Annotated in this window: 16 protein-coding genes; 12 read left to right on the top strand and 4 right to left on the bottom strand. The window is 64.7% G+C overall.

Going from position 1 to position 18,988, the window contains the following annotated elements:
• The first annotated feature begins 29 nt into the window (after positions 1–29).
• The 3 genes from KUV26_RS05410 (at position 30) to KUV26_RS05400 (ending at position 2,663) form a co-directional block, all read left to right on the top strand.
• Positions 30–632, top strand: coding sequence for a LysE/ArgO family amino acid transporter (locus KUV26_RS05410; protein ID WP_222507617.1), 603 nt, complete (start codon positions 30–32; stop codon positions 630–632).
• A gap of 83 nt (positions 633–715) precedes the next feature.
• Positions 716–1,648: a pirin family protein gene (locus tag KUV26_RS05405; protein ID WP_222507616.1), complete on the top strand. Its 933-nt coding sequence runs from the start codon at positions 716–718 to the stop codon at positions 1,646–1,648.
• Positions 1,649–1,742: 94 nt separating this feature from the next.
• The gene (locus tag KUV26_RS05400; RefSeq protein ID WP_261398545.1) at positions 1,743–2,663 is read left to right on the top strand and encodes a DMT family transporter; all 921 of its coding nucleotides are present in this window, start codon (positions 1,743–1,745) and stop codon (positions 2,661–2,663) included.
• Positions 2,664–2,888: 225 nt separating this feature from the next.
• Here the strand turns inward: KUV26_RS05400 and betI are convergent, their stop codons facing one another.
• Positions 2,889–3,464 (bottom strand): choline-responsive transcriptional repressor BetI, encoded by a 576-nt coding sequence (gene betI / locus KUV26_RS05395; RefSeq protein WP_222507615.1) that lies wholly within the window; start codon positions 3,462–3,464, stop codon positions 2,889–2,891.
• Positions 3,465–3,623: 159 nt separating this feature from the next.
• On the opposite strand from betI, the gene KUV26_RS05390 reads away from it, so the two are divergent.
• The 6 genes from KUV26_RS05390 (at position 3,624) to KUV26_RS05365 (ending at position 10,721) form a co-directional block, all read left to right on the top strand.
• Complete coding sequence (locus KUV26_RS05390) at positions 3,624–4,832, top strand: BCCT family transporter (protein WP_222502785.1); 1,209 nt, start codon at positions 3,624–3,626, stop codon at positions 4,830–4,832.
• A gap of 125 nt (positions 4,833–4,957) precedes the next feature.
• Positions 4,958–6,466, top strand: a complete 1,509-nt coding sequence (betC, locus tag KUV26_RS05385) for a choline-sulfatase (protein ID WP_222507614.1) — start codon at positions 4,958–4,960, stop codon at positions 6,464–6,466.
• A gap of 57 nt (positions 6,467–6,523) precedes the next feature.
• Positions 6,524–7,981 carry a betaine-aldehyde dehydrogenase gene (betB, locus tag KUV26_RS05380; RefSeq protein ID WP_222507613.1) on the top strand — a complete coding sequence of 486 codons (1,458 nt, stop codon included), beginning with the start codon at positions 6,524–6,526 and terminating at the stop codon, positions 7,979–7,981.
• A 108-nt stretch (positions 7,982–8,089) separates the two neighbouring features.
• Positions 8,090–9,745, top strand: coding sequence for a choline dehydrogenase (gene betA, locus KUV26_RS05375; protein WP_222502788.1), 1,656 nt, complete (start codon positions 8,090–8,092; stop codon positions 9,743–9,745).
• Between the two features lie 173 nt (positions 9,746–9,918).
• On the top strand, positions 9,919–10,158 hold the full coding sequence (locus tag KUV26_RS05370; RefSeq protein ID WP_222507612.1) for a YdcH family protein: 240 nt from the start codon (positions 9,919–9,921) through the stop codon (positions 10,156–10,158).
• A 302-nt stretch (positions 10,159–10,460) separates the two neighbouring features.
• Positions 10,461–10,721 carry a hypothetical protein gene (locus KUV26_RS05365; RefSeq protein ID WP_222507611.1) on the top strand — a complete coding sequence of 87 codons (261 nt, stop codon included), beginning with the start codon at positions 10,461–10,463 and terminating at the stop codon, positions 10,719–10,721.
• A 76-nt stretch (positions 10,722–10,797) separates the two neighbouring features.
• On the opposite strand, the gene KUV26_RS05360 is transcribed toward KUV26_RS05365, so the two are convergent.
• From KUV26_RS05360 to KUV26_RS05350, 3 genes are all read right to left on the bottom strand, one after another.
• Positions 10,798–11,625, bottom strand: coding sequence for a patatin-like phospholipase family protein (locus KUV26_RS05360; RefSeq protein ID WP_222507610.1), 828 nt, complete (start codon positions 11,623–11,625; stop codon positions 10,798–10,800).
• Between the two features lie 39 nt (positions 11,626–11,664).
• A complete protein-coding gene (locus KUV26_RS05355; RefSeq protein WP_222507609.1) occupies positions 11,665–13,053 on the bottom strand; it encodes a short-chain fatty acyl-CoA regulator family protein in 1,389 nt (462 codons plus the stop codon).
• A gap of 75 nt (positions 13,054–13,128) precedes the next feature.
• Positions 13,129–14,340: a multidrug effflux MFS transporter gene (locus KUV26_RS05350; RefSeq protein ID WP_222502793.1), complete on the bottom strand. Its 1,212-nt coding sequence runs from the start codon at positions 14,338–14,340 to the stop codon at positions 13,129–13,131.
• A gap of 178 nt (positions 14,341–14,518) precedes the next feature.
• Between KUV26_RS05350 and KUV26_RS05345 the strand changes: the two genes are divergently transcribed.
• From KUV26_RS05345 to KUV26_RS05335, 3 genes are read left to right on the top strand one after another with little or no spacing between them, the layout of a single operon-like run.
• A complete protein-coding gene (locus KUV26_RS05345) occupies positions 14,519–17,293 on the top strand; it encodes a hypothetical protein (RefSeq protein ID WP_222507608.1) in 2,775 nt (924 codons plus the stop codon).
• Positions 17,290–17,667 carry a hypothetical protein gene (locus tag KUV26_RS05340; protein WP_222507607.1) on the top strand — a complete coding sequence of 126 codons (378 nt, stop codon included), beginning with the start codon at positions 17,290–17,292 and terminating at the stop codon, positions 17,665–17,667. Before KUV26_RS05345 ends, KUV26_RS05340 begins: the two co-directional genes overlap by 4 nt.
• Before the next feature lie 9 nt (positions 17,668–17,676).
• The gene (locus tag KUV26_RS05335; protein ID WP_222507606.1) at positions 17,677–18,891 is read left to right on the top strand and encodes a hypothetical protein; all 1,215 of its coding nucleotides are present in this window, start codon (positions 17,677–17,679) and stop codon (positions 18,889–18,891) included.
• Positions 18,892–18,988: the final 97 nt, after the last annotated feature.

Below are 18,988 nucleotides of genomic sequence, written 5' to 3'. Positions count from 1 at the left end.
AAACCTCAAACGGATACGAGGAGACCCCCATGCCCCCCAGCCTGCTTGCCGGATTTGCTCTGGGCCTCAGCCTGATCATGGCGATCGGCGCCCAGAACGCCTTTGTCCTGCGCCAAGGGCTGCGGCGCCAGCATGTGTTCTGGATCTGCCTCACCTGCGCCGGCTCCGACGCGGTGCTGATCACCGCGGGCGTCTTCGGCTTTGGCTCGCTGGCTCTGGCGCTGCCCTGGTTCGAACAGGCGATGCGCTGGGGCGGCGCGGCCTTCCTGGTCTGGTACGGCGCCCGCGCCCTGCGGTCCGCTTGGCAGGGCGGGGAGGCGCTGCAAGCGGCGGAGGAAGGCGCAGGCGCTGCCCTGTTGCCGGTGCTGGCCACGGTTCTGGCGCTCACCTGGCTGAACCCGCATGTCTATCTTGACACAGTGGTGCTGCTGGGCTCGATTTCCGCCCAGTATCCGCAGCCGCTGATCTTTGCCGCCGGGGCCGCCATCGCCAGCTTCACCTTCTTCTTCTCGCTGGGCTACGGCGCCAGCCTGCTGGCCCCGGTCTTTGCCCGCCCGCGCGCCTGGCAGGTGCTGGATGCCATCGTCGGCCTCACCATGTGGGCCATTGCCGCCAAGCTGCTGCTGATGTGACGAAGGGCGTTTTGAGCAGGCAAGCCTATCGCCTGCGCAGAAATGCCCTACCTTTCCCCCATGACAGCAGACAGGAGGGAAATATGAGCTGGAATCCGGCACTGGAACCGCAATGCCCCGATGCGGGTGATCTTGAGTCGATCGAAACGGTGATCATCCCGCGCGCCCGCGACCTCGGCGGCTTTGAGGTCCGCCGTGCGCTGCCCGCGCCGCGCCGTCAGATGGTCGGGCCGTTCATCTTCTTCGACCAGGCCGGGCCTGCCGAATTCCTGACCGGCCAGGGCATCGACGTGCGCCCGCATCCCCACATCGGTCTCGGCACCGTCACCTACCTGTACCAGGGCGAATTCGAACACCGCGACTCCCTCGGAACCCACCAGATGATCTACCCGGGCGAGGTGAACTGGATGGTGGCCGGGCAGGGCGTCACCCATTCCGAGCGCACCTCCGCCGCCACCCGCCAGGGCAAAAGCAGCCTGTTCGGCATCCAGACCTGGATCGCGCTCCCCGACAGCCACGAGGATGTTCCGGCGGCTTTTGAGCACCACGGCAAGGAGGCGTTGCCGGTGCTGGAGGGCGAGGGCAAGACCGTGCGCCTGATCCTTGGCTCCGCCTGGGGTGAGAAAGCCCCCGCAACCCTCTATTCCGAAACCTTTTATGCCGATGTGGTGCTGCACCCGGGCGCCAAGCTGCCGCTGCCTTCCGACCACGAGGACCGCGGGCTCTATGTCACGCAAGGCTCGGTGGAGATCGCGGGTGAGACCTTTGAAGCGGGCCGCATGATGGTGTTCCGCCCCGGCGATGAGATCACCGTGACCGCAGGGCCTGAGGGTGCCCGGCTGATGGCGTTGGGCGGCGAGACGCTGAACGGGCCGCGCTACATCTGGTGGAATTTCGTCGCCTCCTCCCGCGACCGGATCGAGGATGCGAAGGCCTCCTGGGCCGCGGGCGACTGGCAGCACGGCCGCTTCCAGCTGCCGCCGGGCGATGATCAGGAGTTCATCCCGCTGCCGTGACGCCTTAGCGTTTCCGGACAGAAAGCTGTCCGCCTAAAAATAATTCACATGTGAACTCTTGTGCCGCCGCCCGAACGGGTGTTCTGTGACCGTCATGAGCCAGACCGCCGCCCCCGTCCCGCAAACGCAGAACCCGCTCAAGGGCGTGTTCTGGATGGTTGTGACCGGCCTCTGCTTCGTGGCGGTGACGGCGCTTGTCAAATCGCTCGGCACCCGCATCCCGCCCGCAGAAAGCGCCTTTCTGCGCTACCTGCTGGGGCTGGTGTTCCTGATCCCGATGGCCGGCGCGCTGCGCAAGGCGCATCTGACCCCGCGGCTCTGGGCGCTGTTCGCCGGCCGCGGCGTGGTGCACACCGCAGGGGTGATCCTGTGGTTCTACGCCATGACCCAGATCCCGCTGGCCGAGGTCACCGCGATGAATTACCTGTCGCCAGTCTATGTCACCCTTGGTGCGGCGCTGTTCCTGGGCGAAAAGCTGGCCTTCCGCCGCATCTCCGCCATCGCCGTCGCCCTGGTGGGAGCGCTGATCATCCTGCGTCCCGGCTTCCGCGAAGTTTCTCCCGGCCATATCGCCATGCTGTTCACCGCAATCTCCTTCGGCGCCTCCTACCTGATCGCCAAGTTTACCGTCGGCAGCAACAGTCCGGCGGTGGTGGTGGCGATGCTGTCGGTCTTCGTCACCATCGGCCTCGCACCCTTTGCCCTGGCGGCCTGGGTGACCCCGACACCGGCGGAAATTGCGATCCTGTTCGGCGTCGCCTGTTTCGCCACCGCAGGGCACTACACCATGACACTGGCCTTTGCCGCGGCGCCCGTGGCGGTCACCCAGCCGGTCACTTTCCTGCAGCTGCTGTGGGCCACCTTGCTGGGGGCGCTGGCCTTCGGCGAGCCGGCCGACATCTGGGTGATCTCCGGCGGCGGGCTGATCCTGGCGGCGGTGAGCTTCATTTCCTGGCGTGAAGCCAGGATCAGGAAAAGAGCACTTACGCCGGCCGGAAACGCATCCGGTCTTTGACCGGGATACGGATGCTCCTCGGGCTATAGAGGGCCTTCCTGCTCCGGCACTAGCCGGCGCCGTGACGGCAGGAGAGCTTTTGACGGAAGGTATAGCTGCTTGCGGCCGGGCCGGAAGTCCGGGCGAAACCCCGGAACTCCTGTATGCGGATGCTGTGCTTCCCTTGGCCGTAGCTTCATGGGGCAGCGGATGCCTGGCAGGGCAGGCCCGGTGCCGGTTGCATCGTCAGGGGATCACCAGATCCACCACCCGGTGCGCCGCGGCGCGCGCGGCTTCCGGATCCAGCGGCTCTTCGGATTGCGCCGCCTGCAGCCATACCCCGTCCATGTAGCATTGCAGCGCTTGGCGCGCGGTCTCGATCCGTTGCGGCGGCAGAAGCGCCTTCAGTTCGGCCAGGAAATGGCTGCGCACCCGGGCCCGGTTGATTCGGTGCAGGCGGCTCAGCCGCGGCGAATAAGGCGCATTTGCCCAGAATTGCATCCAGATGCTGCACTGGGGAACGGTGTACAGATCATCGGCAAAGTTCGCATCCATCACCGCATAAAGCCGTTCCCGCGGACTGCCCGCGGTGGCATAGCCTGCGCTCATCGCCTGCCGCAACTTGCCCAGAAGATGCAGCATGGTGGCTTCCATCAGCCCCTCCTTGGAGCCGAAATAGTAGTTGATCGAGGCCGCGGATGCCCCGGCCTCCCGCGCGATTTCCGCCATGGTTACAACCCCATAGCCCCGCTTGTGCACGGCGACGATGGTGGCTTCGATCAGCTCTTCGTTGCGGATGTCCCGGATGCGTTTCCTGCTCATGACAAAGTTGTGCGGCAATTGGGCGGCCGTTTCAACTCCTGTTAGCGCGAAATGAAAACTTGAATGGCTGTTTAAAAAATCGTTTGGCCGATCAGCCGCATGTGTTATGTCCTCATTCCATGTCTATGGGCGCGCTGCGCCCGGAAATGGGAGGGACATATGACAACAATCATCTCGTTCGGGATTCTGCTGGCCTTTGCGCTGGTGGCGTTCTGCGTGATCAAGTGGTGGAACGTCCGCAACGTCGGCGTGACCCCGGTTCACCTTTTCACCTTCATCGCAATCCTGTTCACCTCCGGTCTGGACGTGGGCCTGATCATGTTCCCGCTGGCCTGGGACTTCCCGCTTTATGCGGACACCGCGGCGGAACCGGCCTATGGCTTCACCAACCCGCTGGCGCTGGAGTTCGGCTTCTGGGGCTTCCTGATCTGGGGCTTCTATTTCCTGACGACCTTCTATTTCTGCGTGATCGAGCCGCGGGTGAAGTTCTTTGAAATCCCGCTGGTGAAATGGATCAACAACATCGTGATCATCGGCACCTGCGCCTTCACCGGCGCGCTGTTCCTGATCTACCTGCCGTATTACGCCACCTTCATGGGCGACGGTGAAACCGTGATCCCGGCCTTCTATGTCATCACCTTCCTGGTGATCCTGTTTGCCGCCTTCTCCTCCACCGACATCAAATACGTCCGCATCCTGTCAATCGGATCCACCGTGCTGTTCGCGGCGCTGATCCTGGGCATGTGGGCCTATGCCGGCATGGGGCTGGGCGCCTTCGCGGACACCGCTTCCAACATTGGCGGCTATTTCGCCAACATCCACAAATTCGTCCTGCCGCTGACCGACTACCACGAGTTCTACCTGTTCTGGTGGTTCGCCTGGTCGATCATGATCGGCCAGTTCACCTCGCGCTTTGTCGGCGGCCTCAAGACCTGGCAGGTCCTGGCAGCGCTGCTGGTGTTCCCGTCGATCCCGCTGGGCGTGTGGTTCTCGGTCCTGTACTATTACCACCTGAACAGCATCGAAACGACGCTGCTGATCAACGTCTCGATGGTCGCGGTGGGCATCATCTTCGTGATCAACTCGTTTGACTCGCTGATCCGGCTCTACACCGACAACCTGAACCTGACCGTCAAACGCTTCGGCACCATCCCCTATGTCCTGGGCAACGCGGTTGTGCTGTTCGGCCTGACCCTGGCCTTCCAGAGCCAGTGGCTGCAGATCCAGTGGATCGGCACCATCGTGATCGCCATCTATGTGGCCTGCCTGGCCTACATCCTGATCGCCAAGCGCAGCGAAGTGATGAGCATCGACGCCTCGCCCGAGGAAAACACGCTCGACTTCGAAAAGATCAAGACAGCCCACTAAGGGCGGTCTCCCGGCTGGACCCCTGTTTCCCCGAATAGTCGGTCCAGCCACTAACTGCCTGGCGGTGCCCTCGGGCCTGCCGGGCGCCTTTGCAGAGATACATCGCCTAAACTGGGAGGTCCGCGATGAGTGCCCCGAATATCCTGATCCTGATGGTTGACCAGTTGAATGGGACACTCTTCCCGGACGGCCCGGCCGACTGGCTGCACGCGCCGAACCTGAAGAAGCTGGCGGAACGCTCCACCCGATTCAAAAACGCCTATACCGCGTCGCCGCTCTGCGCGCCGGGCCGCGCCTCCTTCATGTCCGGCCAGCTGCCTTCGCGCACCGGCGTCTATGACAACGCCGCCGAGTTCCGCAGCGACATTCCCACGTACGCCCACCACCTGCGCCGCGCGGGCTATTACACCTGCCTCAGCGGCAAGATGCATTTCGTCGGCCCCGACCAGCTGCACGGGTTCGAGGACCGGCTGACCACCGACATCTACCCGGCCGATTTCGGCTGGACCCCGGATTACCGCAAACCGGGCGAGCGCATCGACTGGTGGTATCACAACATGGGCAGCGTCACCGGGGCAGGGGTGGCGGAAACCTCCAACCAGATGGAATACGACGATGAGGTCGCCTACAACGCCACCGCCAAGCTCTATGAGCTGTCGCGCGGGCTGGACGACCGCCCCTGGTGCGTGACCGTTTCCTTCACCCATCCGCACGACCCCTATGTGGCGCGCCGCAAGTACTGGGACCTCTATGAGGACTGCGAGCACCTGCTGCCTGAAGTTCCTGCGATGGACTACGAGGACCACGACCCCCACGCCAAGCGGATCTTCGACGCCAACGACTGGCGCAGCTTCGACATCACCGAAGAAAACATCAAACGCTCCCGGCGCGCCTACTTCGCCAATATCTCCTACTTGGACGACAAGATCGGCGAAATCCTGAACGTGCTGGAAACCACCCGGCAGGAGGCGATCATCCTGTTTGTCTCCGACCACGGCGACATGCTGGGTGAGCGGGGCCTGTGGTTCAAGATGAGCTTCTTTGAGGGCTCCTCCCGCGTGCCGCTGATGATCTCGTCGCCGGATCTGCCCGCCGGCCTCATCGAAACGCCTGTGTCCACGCTGGACGTGACCCCGACACTGGGTGCGCTGGCCGGTGTCGATATGGCTGAAATTGAACCCTGGACCGACGGCCAGAACCTGGTGCCGCTGGCCAACGGAACGGAACGCACCGAACCTGTTGCCGTGGAATACGCGGCGGAGGCGTCTTATGCGCCGCTGGTGTCGCTGCGCTATGGCAAGTGGAAGTACAACCGCTGCGCGCTGGACCCCGATCAGCTGTTCGATCTGGAGTCCGACCCGCACGAGCTGACCAACCTGGCAGACGACCCGGCCCATGCCGGCACCCTGCAGACCCTGCGCGCCAAGTCAGAGGCCCGCTGGAACCTGGAAATCTTCGACGCAGAGGTGCGCGCCAGCCAGGCCCGCCGCTGGGTCGTCTACGAGGCGCTGCGCCAGGGCGGCTATTACCCCTGGGATTACCAGCCGCTGCAAAAGGCCTCCGAGCGCTACATGCGCAACCACATGAATCTCGACAACCTCGAGGAAAGCAAACGCTTTCCCCGCGGCGAATAACCTTAGCAACCACTCAGCATCTCCCCCTGCTGAAGACCCCCGCTGGAGACACGCAACATGACACATCCCGCACAGCCCAAGGCCAGCCACTTCATCAACGGCGAATACGTCGAGGATACCTCTGGCACCCCGATCCCGGTGATCTACGCCGCCACCGGTGAGCAGATCGCCACCGTCCACGCCGCAACGCCCGCGATCGTCGAACAGGCACTGTCCACCGCCAAAGCCGCGCAGAAGGCCTGGGCCAAAATGACCGGCACCGAGCGCGGCCGCATTCTGCGCCGCGCCGCCGACATCATGCGCGAGCGCAACCATGAACTCAGCGTGCTGGAAACCTACGACACCGGCAAACCGCTGCAGGAAACCCTGGTCGCTGACGCCACCTCCGGCGCCGACGCGCTGGAATACTTCGGTGGCCTCGCCGCCTCGCTGACCGGCGAGCACATCCCGATGGGCGAGGACTGGGTCTACACCGTGCGCGAGGCACTGGGCCTCTGCGTCGGCATCGGCGCCTGGAACTACCCGACCCAGATCGCCTGCTGGAAAGGCGCCCCGGCGCTGGCCTGCGGCAACTCGATGGTGTTCAAACCCTCGGAAACCACGCCGCTCTGCGCCCTGAAAGTGGCCGAGGTCCTGCATGAGGCCGGCCTGCCTGCGGGGCTTTACAACGTCGTTCAGGGCATGGGCGAGGTCGGCAGCGCGCTGGTCACCGACCCGCGCGTCGACAAGGTCTCGCTGACCGGCTCGGTGCCGACCGGCAAGAAGGTCTATGCCGCCGCCGCCGAGGGCATGAAGCACGTCACCATGGAGCTGGGCGGCAAGTCGCCGCTGATCATCTTCGACGACGCCGACATCGACAACGCCGTTGGCGGCGCCATCAACGGCAACTTCTACTCTTCCGGCCAGGTCTGCTCCAACGGCACCCGCGTCTTCGTGCAGAAGGGCATCAAGGAAAAGTTCCTCGCCCGCCTGGCGGAGCGCACCGGCAACGCCATCATCGGAGACCCGATGGATGAGGCCACCAGCTTTGGCCCGATGGTGTCGGAGAACCAGATGAACATCGTGCTGGGCTACATCGAGAAAGGCAAGGAAGAGGGCGCCCGCCTGATCTGCGGCGGCAAGCGCGCAGACAAGAACGGCTTCTTCATCGAACCCACCGTGTTCGCCGATGTGACCGACGATATGACCATCGCGCGCGAGGAAATCTTCGGCCCGGTGATGTCCGTCCTCGACTTCGACACCGAGGAGGAGGTGATCGCCCGCGCCAATGACACCGAGTTCGGCCTCTCGGCCGGCGTCTTCACCAACGACTTCAGCCGTGCCCACCGGGTGATCGGCCAGCTGGAGGCGGGCAGCTGCTTCATCAACTCCTACAACGACGCGCCGGTCGAAGCACCGTTCGGCGGGGTCAAGGCATCGGGTGTTGGCCGTGAAAACTCGAAAGAGGCGATCAAGCACTTCAGCCAGGTGAAGTCGGTCTACGTCCGCATGGGCGACGTCGAAGCGGCGTTCTGATCGGCACCCGCCTGAAAGCAACGGCCGGGCAGGGCGCCGCGTGCGCCCGCCCCATCTGAAGAAAACGGCAGCAGTCCAGATCTTCCGGCTGCCGGATGGAGAGAAGAAATGAACGCGGATTATGTGATTGTCGGGGCCGGGTCAGCCGGCTGTGCAATGGCCTACCGGCTGTCCGAGGCCGGCCGATCGGTCCTGGTGATCGAACATGGCGGCACCGATGCAGGGCCGCTGATCCAGATGCCGGGGGCGCTCAGCTACCCGATGAACATGCCGCTCTATGACTGGGGCTATAAATCCCAGCCGGAACCACATCTGGGCGGCCGTGAACTGGTCACTCCGCGCGGCAAGGTGATCGGCGGCTCCTCCTCGATCAACGGCATGGTTTACGTGCGCGGCCACGCGGGCGACTACAAGCACTGGGCCGAAAGCGGCGCGCAGGGCTGGGACTATGCCGATGTGCTGCCCTATTTCAAGCGCATGGAAACCTGGAATGACCGCGGCCATGGCGGCGACCCGGACTGGCGCGGCAAGGACGGCCCGCTGCATGTGACCCGCGGCCCCCGCGACAACCCGCTGCACGACGCCTTCGTCAAGGCGGGCGAGCAGGCCGGCTATCCGGTCACCGATGACTACAACGGCGAGCAGCAAGAGGGCTTCGGCCCGATGGAAATGACCGTCTACAAGGGCCAGCGATGGTCAGCGGCCAATGCCTATCTGAAGCCGGCCCTGAAGCGCGACAACTGCAACCTGATCCGCGCCTTCGCCCGCAAAGTGGTGATCGAAGAGGGCCGCGCCGTGGGCGTCGAAGTGGAGCGCGGCGGCAAGATCGAAGTGATCCGCGCCAACGTGGAAGTGATCCTGGCGGCGTCCTCCATCAACTCGCCCAAGCTGCTGATGCTGTCCGGCATCGGTCCGGCAAAACATCTGGCAGAGCACGGCATCGAAGTGGTCGCAGACCGCCCCGGCGTCGGCCAGAACCTGCAGGACCATCTGGAATTCTACTTCCAGTTCGCTTCCAAGCAACCGATCACCCTGTTCAAATACTGGAACCTGTTCGGCAAGGCCTGGGTGGGGGCGCAGTGGCTGTTCACCAAGACCGGCCTCGGCGCCTCCAACCAGTTCGAAAGCGCGGCCTTTATCCGTTCTGACAAAGGCGTCGATTACCCGGACATCATGTACCATTTCCTGCCCATCGCGGTGCGCTACGACGGCCAGGCGGCGGCAGAGGGCCATGGCTTCCAGGCCCATGTCGGCCCGATGCGCTCGGACTCGCGCGGCGAGATCACCCTGGCTTCGAGCGACCCCAAGGACGCGCCCAAGATCCTGTTCAACTACATGTCGACCGAGAAGGACTGGGAAGACTTCCGCAAATGCATCCGCCTGACGCGCGAGATCTTTAACCAGGATGCGATGAAGCCCTTCGTCAAGCACGAGATCCAGCCCGGCGACGCGCTGCAGTCCGACGAAGAGCTGAACGGCTTTATCCGCGAGCATGTGGAAAGCGCCTATCACCCCTGCGGCACCTGCAAGATGGGCGCCGTTGAGGACCCGATGTCCGTTGTGGACCCGGAATGCCGGGTGATCGGTGTCGAGGGCCTGCGGGTCGCTGACAGCTCGATCTTCCCGCGCATCACCAACGGTAATCTCAACGGTCCCTCGATCATGACCGGCGAGAAAGCCTCCGACCACATCCTGGGCCGCCGCCTGCCGTCGTCGAACGCAGAGCCGTGGTTCAACCCGAACTGGCGCCAGGCGCAACGCTGATCCTGTTGCGCTGCCAGCAAGCCGCCCGCCACCTCCCCTTTGTGCGGGCGGCTTTTTTCTGCCGGTTTCTTTGCGAAAACCCTCCCGCCGCGCTCATCTTTTGATCCGCGTCAAAGCGGCGGGGCAGGGAAGGCAATACCCTGCAACCGACCCTAGGAAGAAGGAGCGAGCAGGTGTCCAATACCCCCCATGAACTGGCCGAGGAATTCCCGGAAAAAGCGGCGCTGATGAGCCGGCTGAAGCAGTCTAACGCGCATTTCGCCAAGCTGTCGGAAGACTACCACGCGGTGAACCGCGCCGTGCACCGGGCGGAAACCAATGTGGAGCCGGTCAGCGCACAGGCCGAGACCGAAATGCGCAAACAGCGCGCCGCGCTGAAGGACGAGATCTGGGGGATCCTGTCCAAGGCATGACGCCGCCTTTAGGCGCGGCGGGGAAGGGGGCCGGCAGCGCCCCCTTTTTCGCATCCCGCACGCGGGCCGTCCCATTTGCGTGCCGCCAGCACAGGGATTCGCGGTCGCCGTATTGATCCTGAGCCGGAAACGGTTTTGCGCATCCCGCCAAACTGTTGAGGAGCTTCCCCGCGAAACCGGGTAATTTTGATGAATTTAAGGCAAATTCGTCAAAATTGTGGCCGGGCGCCCTATCTACAGACTGCAGCCTGAAATTGTTCTCAGACCAGAAGCTGCGGCGTAGTGAGCGAAGGAGTAACCCAATGGGACAGATCTATCAGCCGGGCCGGTGGCAGGAGATCGAAGGGGTGCCGTCAGAGGCCTCCGATTCCGAAATCCTTGCAGCGATCCGGAATGTGGTCCGGGCGGAAACCGCGGTCCCGGCGCCGCAGGAAGATCCGGCGCCCGCCCGTGTGAGCCAGTGGCAGCCGGCTCCGGCAGGGCAGCCTAAACAGCCGCCGGAAGCGGCCGCCAAGGCAGAACGCGCACTGATGCTCCGCCTGCTGGACCGCTTGCGCGGCTGAACGGCAGCCAGGTTCCGCGCCGCCATCCCTCCGCTCACCCGAATGCGCAGGTTGCCGCGTTTGCCAGTGATGGCTGTCACTCCGCCGCGCTTTTTCGCAAAAACGCTTCACCAGCGGCCAGCCCGGCGTCCCAGGTTGCCTGGATCTTTTCGGGGTCGGTGAAGTCGATCTTGTCGGCAGGCACCTCTTCCGCAGGCCAGACATAGCGCCGCCCCGCCACTTCCGGCAGGCGCTTGTAACGGCGGGTCAGCAGCACCAGCGTGCGGCCATTGTCGGGTTCCGGCATCGGCGCCTGGTCCGCCATGCCGCCGTCAATCACCGCGCGGCCCTTCCAGAGCGGCGGCTCGAACACCGGCGGAATAGCGGCGGCGAACCGTACCAGGTCAGCCAGCCTGCCGTCCCGCGCAGCGGCGCGGGCATCCGCCAGGCTGGAAGAAACGCCCAGCCGCTCCGCCCAGTTGAAATGCGGCGATCCGATCAGGTGCAGCTCGGCCTCGTAGGCAAGGGCGGCCAGGCTGCCGCTCAGGCGCGCCCAGCGTCCGGACGGCGGGTGGCCCAGCAGGATCTGCGCCTGCGGCCCCGCCGCCACCCGGTTCTGCGCACCGCCGTCCAGCGACCGGGCAACCACTTCGTCATAAATCCGCTGATGCGGTGTCACCCTGCCAGCGTCCGGCCGGTGCCAGTCGATATTGCTGCCGGTCGCCCGGAACGCCTGTTTCATCTCCGCCAGCACCCGCTCGCCGCGCCCCGCCAGGAACCCGGCCAGCGTCAGCGCGCCGCCGGAAACCCCGGTCACACGGGCGGGCCGCAGCGGCAGCGCATCCTTCACAACATGCAGAAAGCCGCCCTGCCAGAAGCAGCGGCAGCCGCCGCCGGACAGGACCAGTTGTTCAAATGCAGCCATGGGTCCGAACTTAGGACAGCCGGCTGCCGCCGGCCAGCCTCAGCTCACCTCGTAGGGCAGCACGCCGCGCTGGTCGGTGTTGATGGTCAGGCGCCGCTCCAGCGGCGGCACCGAACGCTGGTGGCAGTCCTTGCGCTCGCAGATCCGGCAGGAGATGCCGATCGGCTCATAGGCGCTGTCCTGGCTCACATCCAGCCCGTCGGCATAGACCAGCGCATCCGCATGGCGCACCTCGCATCCCAGCGCAATCGCATAGCGGCGCACCGGCGCGCCGAAGGAGCCGCCGGGCTTGGACACATCCCGCGCCAGCGAGATATAGCGCACCCCGTCCGGCGTTTCCGCCAGCTGCCGCAGGAACCGGCCAGGGGTCTCGAACGCCCGGTGCACGTTCCACAGCGGGCAGGCGCCGCCAAAGCGGGCAAACTGCAGCCGCGTGGCCGAGTGGCGCTTGGTGATGGTGCCCGCCTGATCCACCCGCACGAAAAAGAACGGCACGCCCTTGGCGCCGGGCCGCTGCATCGTCGACAGCCGGTGCGCGATCTGCTCGATCGAGGCGCCGAAGCGGATCGCCAGCAGCTCCAGGTCGTGGCGGCAGGCCTGCGCCGCCTCCAGGAACCGCGTATAGGGCATCAGCGCCGCGCCCGCGAAGTAGTTGGCTAGGCCGATCTTGGCGATGGCGCGGGCCTCATCGCTCTGGAACTTTGCAAAATCGAGGGTGGCTTCCAGCAGCGTATTCTGCCGCAAAAGCGCCACCTGCAATAGCATCTGAAAGAGCTGCGTCTGCGGCGCAGAGCGGTTCGAGAGGTGCAGCACCTGCGCCTCGGCATCGTAATGGCGCAGGCCTTCCATCTCGGTCTGCCGCACCTTGATGCCGCCGCGCTCCAGCTCGGCAACGGCGGCGGCGCGGATGTCGCTGGTGGAGGCAAAGCGTTCCGCCGCATGGTCCACCGCGTCGATGTAGTTGTCGCAGTAATGAAAGAAATCGCGCACCTCCTCCCAGGGGGAGGCTTGAATGCGGGCGTCCTCCCGCCCCAGCGCCTCATCCAATGAGGCCAGCCGCTCGTGGGTCTGCCGGTAGGCCCGGTGCAAGGACAGGAAGGCGCGCGCCAGCGCCGGGGCGTTCGAGGCGGTCAGCCGCAGGTCCGCCAGCGGCGGCGCATCATCGGCAAACACCGGGTCCGCCATCGCCTCGCGCATATCGCTCACCAGCCGTTCGCTGTCGCCTGCGCTCAGCTCGGTCACATCCATGCCGAATTCCTGCGCCAGCGCCAGAACCACCGTGGTCGACACCGGGCGGTTGTTGTTCTCCATCTGGTTCAGATAGGGCAGCGAGACGCCCAGCTTGGCGGCGAAATCCTTCTGCGTCAGCTCCAGCCGCTGCCGCATCTCCCGCAGCTTGGCGCCGGCGTATAGTTTCTGGGTGGCCATGGGGCGCGCCTTTGCAAATACAATTCCTGCGAATGGTATAATTGCAAAGTTGCGCCCGCAAGCCCGCCTCTGGTCCTATGCGCCGATCTGCCGCTCCCGCAGGACCACCAGCAGGATCGCCACCAGCCCGCACATGGCGGTGCCGAACATGATCGCCAGCAGCGGCACCGCGGTGGACCCCGGCACCAGCAGCATGCCTGCAAAGGCGCTGAGCGCGGCGCCCGCGCCGATCATGATGGCGCCGCTAAGGCCGGAGGCGGTGCCCGCCAGATGCGGCCGCACTGAAATGGCGCCCGCGGTGGCATTGGGGATCGCCATGCCGTTGCCCAGCCCGACAAAGCACATCAGGCCGAAAAACGTCCACACCGTGTCTGCGCCCGCCATCGCGATCAGCAGCGACAGCAGCACCCCGGCGCCATTGATGACGCAGCCCCACAGCACCATTCGGTTGATCCCGAGCCGGGTGGAATAGCGGCCGGAGAGGAAGTTGCCGGCAAAATAACCCACCGCCGGCGCAGAAAAGTAGATGCCCAGTTCCGCCGTGCTCAGCCCGTAGACTTCGGTGCCGACAAAGGGCGCGCCGCCGAGATAGGCGAAGAAGGCGCCCGAGGCGAGGCCGGAGGACAGGGAATAGCCCCAGAACCGCGGCGAGCGCAGCAGTTCCGGGTATTCGCGGAATTGCGCCATCAGCGTCTTGCCGCTTTTGTGCGCGGTCTCGCCGAAATCGGTGAAGGTGATGAAAAACGTTGCCGCACCGAGCAGGAACAGCAGCCAGAAATTGGCGGTCCAGCCCATCCACTGGTCCAGGAAGCCGCCGATTGCCGGGCCGATCATCGGCACAACCGCCATGCCCATGGTGACATAGCCGATCATGCTGGCAGCCTCGTTGGTGTCGTACATGTCGCGCACCGCGGCGCGGCTCAGCACCATGGTTGCGGCCACCGCCGTCTGTGCCACCCGGAACATCAGGAACAGCTCTGCGGTCGGCGCATAGATGCACCCAAGCGTCGCCAGCAGGAACAGCACGATGCTGCCCAGAATGACCGGCCGCCGCCCCATCTGGTCGGAGATCGGCCCGACGAAGATCTGCACCACCGCATTGCCCGCAAGGTACAGCGCCACCGACAGCTGCATTACCCGGTAGTCGACCGCATAGTAGTCGGCCATCCCCGCCAGCGACGGCAGATGCAGGTTCATGCCAAGCGCCGACAAGCCTGCCAGCAGGATCAGAGTGAAGATGCGCGGAGGCGTCCGCTGGCCGGCGGCCCGGGTATCATATGTGGACATATTATCCGGTTAGAGCAGTCCGCCCGCGTTGTCCATCTGCCGCATGTGCAGCGGCGCACAGGGGGGACGCCGCGTCAGAAGAGACTTGCGCGGAAAACAAGGCGCCGCCTATGCTGGGCCAAGATCAGCATTTTTTCTTGTTTTTCAGGCCCGACCTTATTTGCTGCCGAGGTGACATATGGCGAACACCCCCGATCCGCTTGCCAATAACCCGGCCATCCGGCAATGGGCGGAACGCTTTTATGCGGTCAAGGCCTGGTCCATGCCGGACATGCCGGAAGCCGGGGATGCGGCACTCGATCTGCGCCGTGCCGCAGCGCTGGAGGAGCTGAGCAAGATATCCGTTCCTGCGGCGCTCAGTTCCGGGGCCCGGCGCAGCCTCGCGGGCGGACGCAAGGCGCTGAAGAAGGAAATTCTCAGCGCCGCCGCGGCAGAGGCGTTCGAACAGATCGACGGCGAAATCCGCGACCTGAAGGATCAGATTGCCGCGCAATTGGCCATTGCCGCGGCCCGCGGCGAGGCGCAGGCCGCCCTGGCTGCCGCGGAGGAGAAATTTGCCGAGGAGCGCGGCAGTCTCGACCAGGGCGCCTTCACCTATCTCGAAGCCCTGATCAAAGCCGCGCAGCAGGCCATGGCCGCGGCTGTCTCGGACGGTGATTTTGGGGCGGTGGAAACGCAGGCCAAGGCCATCTCCGTCAAGGCGGAGGGGGCCAAAGCCTATGGCGTATTCTTCGACAACTGGACCCGCGCCACGCTTGTGCTGATCAAGCGGATGGAAGATCCGGCCAAGGAAGCCGCCGCCACGGCACGCGCGGCACAGATGGCTGCTGCGGCGGCGCTTTCGAAGGCGGGGGATTTCGATGGCGCCAAAGCCGCGCTGGAAGCCTGGAAGTCCAGCCTTGATACCGAGGACCACCTGGCTGCTGCCGTCAGTTTCGACAATCTTCTGTGCGGCTACGAAGCCAATCACCACAAACGCTGCCAGAACATCCTCAGCAGCCAGCTGCGCGATGCCAGGGATTTCCGGGACCACCTGAAAGATGCCAAGAAACTGGCCTATACCGACAGCAAGTTCCCGGAGGCCGAGGCCAAACTGAACGCCCTCATTGCCTATGGCACCAAAGAGCGCGCGGCACTGGCCAAGTTCCTGCGCGGCTTTGACATGTCGATGATGTCAAATGCAGACTTCCGCACCGCTGTGCTGGCCGCCCAGACAAAGCAGGCGGCGGCAGGCGACAATGATCCGAAAAGGGCGCTCAGGGACCTGAAGTCCTGGGTCAAGGCGCATCCCGCGATCATGGGGCAAAGCTATTCGACCCAGATCCTAAAGGCGCTGCAGAAACGCTATGATGCGCTGAAGCAAGTGCTGAAAGAGCCGGAGCTGAGCGACCTCAACGCCACTTGGGATGCTCACAGGCTGCTGGCCGAGGCCGGGAATTTCGACATGGACACCGGCGCGCCGCAGCACCACGCCAAGCTCGATCTGCTGTTCAAGCTGGAAGCCATCACCGACAGCCGCCGCGAAATGGACGCGATCCTGCGCAAGCATCCAGCGGCGGCGGGGTATGATTTCCACAAGCCGGTGGCCGATGCCCTTGCCGCCGCAAATTACCCGCAGGCAGTCGCGGCCGCACCCGCGGCGCTGGCGCTTTTGCAGGCGGTGCCGGAGTATCTGGCCCTGCGCCAGGCCGCCCAGGACCTGCTGGCTGCGCTGCCCGGCGATCCGGCGGATCTGCGCAGCACGCTGGACGGCGCGATCCAGGCGGCAGAACTCACCGCCCGCGGCGGCGATCCGGTCAAGGCAACGGCGGACCTGCGGGCGGTGCTGGACGGCACCGACTACCTGAATCTGATGCTGGAAATGACCGACTACCGCGCCAAGCTTGCCAAGGTCGGAAAGGAGCATGCCCGCGCCAAAAAGTATCTGAAGCTGCCTGAGGCGGAAGCGGCACTGGATGCCTCGCTGAAGACCGCCACGGACCGGGCGGACAATGACAGGGAATACGGTGACGCCTTCCTGATGCTCGATACGCACCAAAGGCTGCTGGCAGAGGCCAAGCCGATGGCCACCGCCCGCTATCAGGTGCAGGGGATCATCAAGGCGCTGAAGCGCGCAGGCACCGGGCCGGACAAGCTGGTTCCTTTTGAGGACAGGGTCTCCGCCGCTGAAAGTGAGGCCAGGAAACCGGACTTTGCCAAGGCCAGGACTGATTTCGACAGCATCAGAACCGATCTCGGCGCGCTCTGCGCCAGCGCAGCGCTGGACTGCGAGGCCGCGGATGGCGCGGGCAGCAATGCAGGCCACTCGCTGGACCGCCATGGCCCGGACGTCAGCGACGAGGATCTGATCACCCGCCTGAAGACCGGCAAGCCTCCGAACGCCCATTCCGACGACGAACGCTCCTACACCGGGGCGTCCTCCAAATTCCACAGCCCGCAGGACTGGCTCGCAGGGCGCGAACTGGCCGCCCAGGCGGCACTGGCCAAGGGCATCGACATCACCGAGACGGAAATGACCTTCACCGGCGATCCGCTGGCAGACCCGGAGGAAAACGCCGATTTCACCGTCGAGCACGGCCGCCCGATCGACAAGGCTTACATCGGCCACAAGAAACATGTGCGGCTGGACGACAGCGGCGAGCCGATCCCGGACAAGACCTATGAAACCTTCGAAGAGATCGAGGGGCTGACCCGCGCCTACGTGAACTTTATCTGGGAGCCGGAGCTTTTGCCGGCTGAGACCACCAATCATCCCGCTCCCAACACGCATCATGATGAGGAAAAGGCGCAGGACAACGCCGACTACGTCGCGAAATACACGGCCCGCCACGGCGCCGCTCCGGCCAAGATCCCGGGCCGCTGGGTGATGATGCAGCAATACCCGGTCGCCGATGGCTGGGACAATGAAACCAAGACCTACACCAATGGCAATCCGGGGAACATGATCCCATGAAGATCCGCAAGGAACTGATCGAAGGCTACACGCGGCTGCTGACCATGGGCCGGGCAGTGAACGCGCCTGATCCGATGGCGGATCTGTCCCAGTTCGACGCCGACATCCGCGCCATGCACAAGCGCGCTTACAAGGAAGGCAACCTGGACTGGCTGCGCCTGGCGCTGGATTCCCTGATCGCCGGCCCGGAGGGCCGCATCAGCCAGTTCGCGGGCCAGCAGTACCCGTTCAGCGACCGGGAACTGGAGGCGCTGTTCCGCCGAGCCTACGGGATGATCTGGCCGGATCAGCCACTGTCCGAGCCCGGTGACGAGGCGGATCTGGAATTCGTGGAAATGAGCGCAGAGGAGTGGGACGCCTTTACCGGCGCCTAGGGAAATGCCATGTCCGACCAGGCTTTTGATGCTGATGCCGTCCTGAAGCTCATCAAAAAATCCAAGGCGTCCGGCAACGAGTTGCCCTTTGCCTTCGGCCTTGCGGCCAAACCGGAAAACTGCGGCCTGATGATCGATCTGCGCAAGCCCGGCAAGGTGCTGCGCGGCGAGCTGAAAAAGATGCCGGGAATCAGGAAAACCTGTTTCGGCACGCTGCGGGTGGAGGAGAACGAGGTTTTCCTGCAGCCCGAGAAGCCGCTGAAGGGCATCGTCAAGCAGCTGAAAAAGAAGTTCAAGGCGGAGGGCATGGTCAAGTTCAAGCCGGTGCTGGTCGGCCCCGACGGCAGCATCATCGACGAGGACAGCCTGCCGGATGATGACGCGGAAGACCTCGAAACCGCTGCCCCCGCGCAGGCGGATGACGGTGCCGCGGATGACTTGAAACAGCGCATTGCCGCCGCCGCGGAGGCGGTGAGGGCGCTGGGCAGCACTGAGCTTGCAGGCAAGCTGGCGGTGGAAGTGAAGGCCGCCGCCAAGCTGCTCGGGCAAGGCGGCCTCGACGGCTGCGCTGCCCGGCTCGACCGGCTGGAGGCGGCGCTGGCCAAATTGCAAAGCCGGCCGGAAGCGGCCCCGGCCGACCCGGAGCAGGCCGCGAAGCTCTCCAAGCTGCTGGCCGCTCAGGCGGCAAGGATCAAGGTTCTGCCGCCGCAGCAGGCCGCGCCGCTGGCCGAGCAGGCCCGCGCCGTTGCCGCCAGCCTCAAATCCGGTGCGCTGCCGCAGGCCGCAGAGGGCCTCAAGGCGCTGATGAAGGCCTTGGATGCCCCGGCGGAGGCAGAGGCGGAGGCGCCGCTGCCGGACGTGATGGAGATCTGGCAGGCCGCCAAGGAGGACGTCGACCGCGGCATCTCCGAATTGCAGGCGGCGCTGCGCTCGCAGAATCACCCTGTGCTGGCGCAGATCGCCGATGCCGGGCTGGCCGGTGCCGCCGACGGCAATCAGACCGCCCTGATGAAGGCGCTGTTCGAGATGAGATCGGCTACCGGCGATGCCCGCAAGAAAGCGGCGCAGGCGCTGCTGGCGCAGGTCGCCGCCTATGGCAAGTTTCTCAAGAGCGATCCGGTGATTGCCCTGGTCGAGGACAACCCCTTCGGCATCTCCGCGCCGGTGAAGCTGCCGCTGGGCACCGCGCTGCGGCAGATCGCGGAAATCGCCAAAGCGGCCTGATCCTGCCGTCCCGGCTCCGCAGCAAGGCCCGGATCCGCGCCCTGGCTTTGCTGATTTTCAACTTTGCCAACCTCGTATGCAAACGGTTTGCAAATTT

Source organism: Leisingera daeponensis (genome assembly GCF_019801465.1).
GTDB classification, from domain to species: domain Bacteria; phylum Pseudomonadota; class Alphaproteobacteria; order Rhodobacterales; family Rhodobacteraceae; genus Leisingera; species Leisingera daeponensis_A.
The sequence above is the reverse complement of the archived record's forward strand: the minus strand, read 5'-3'. Positions and strand labels throughout refer to the sequence as shown.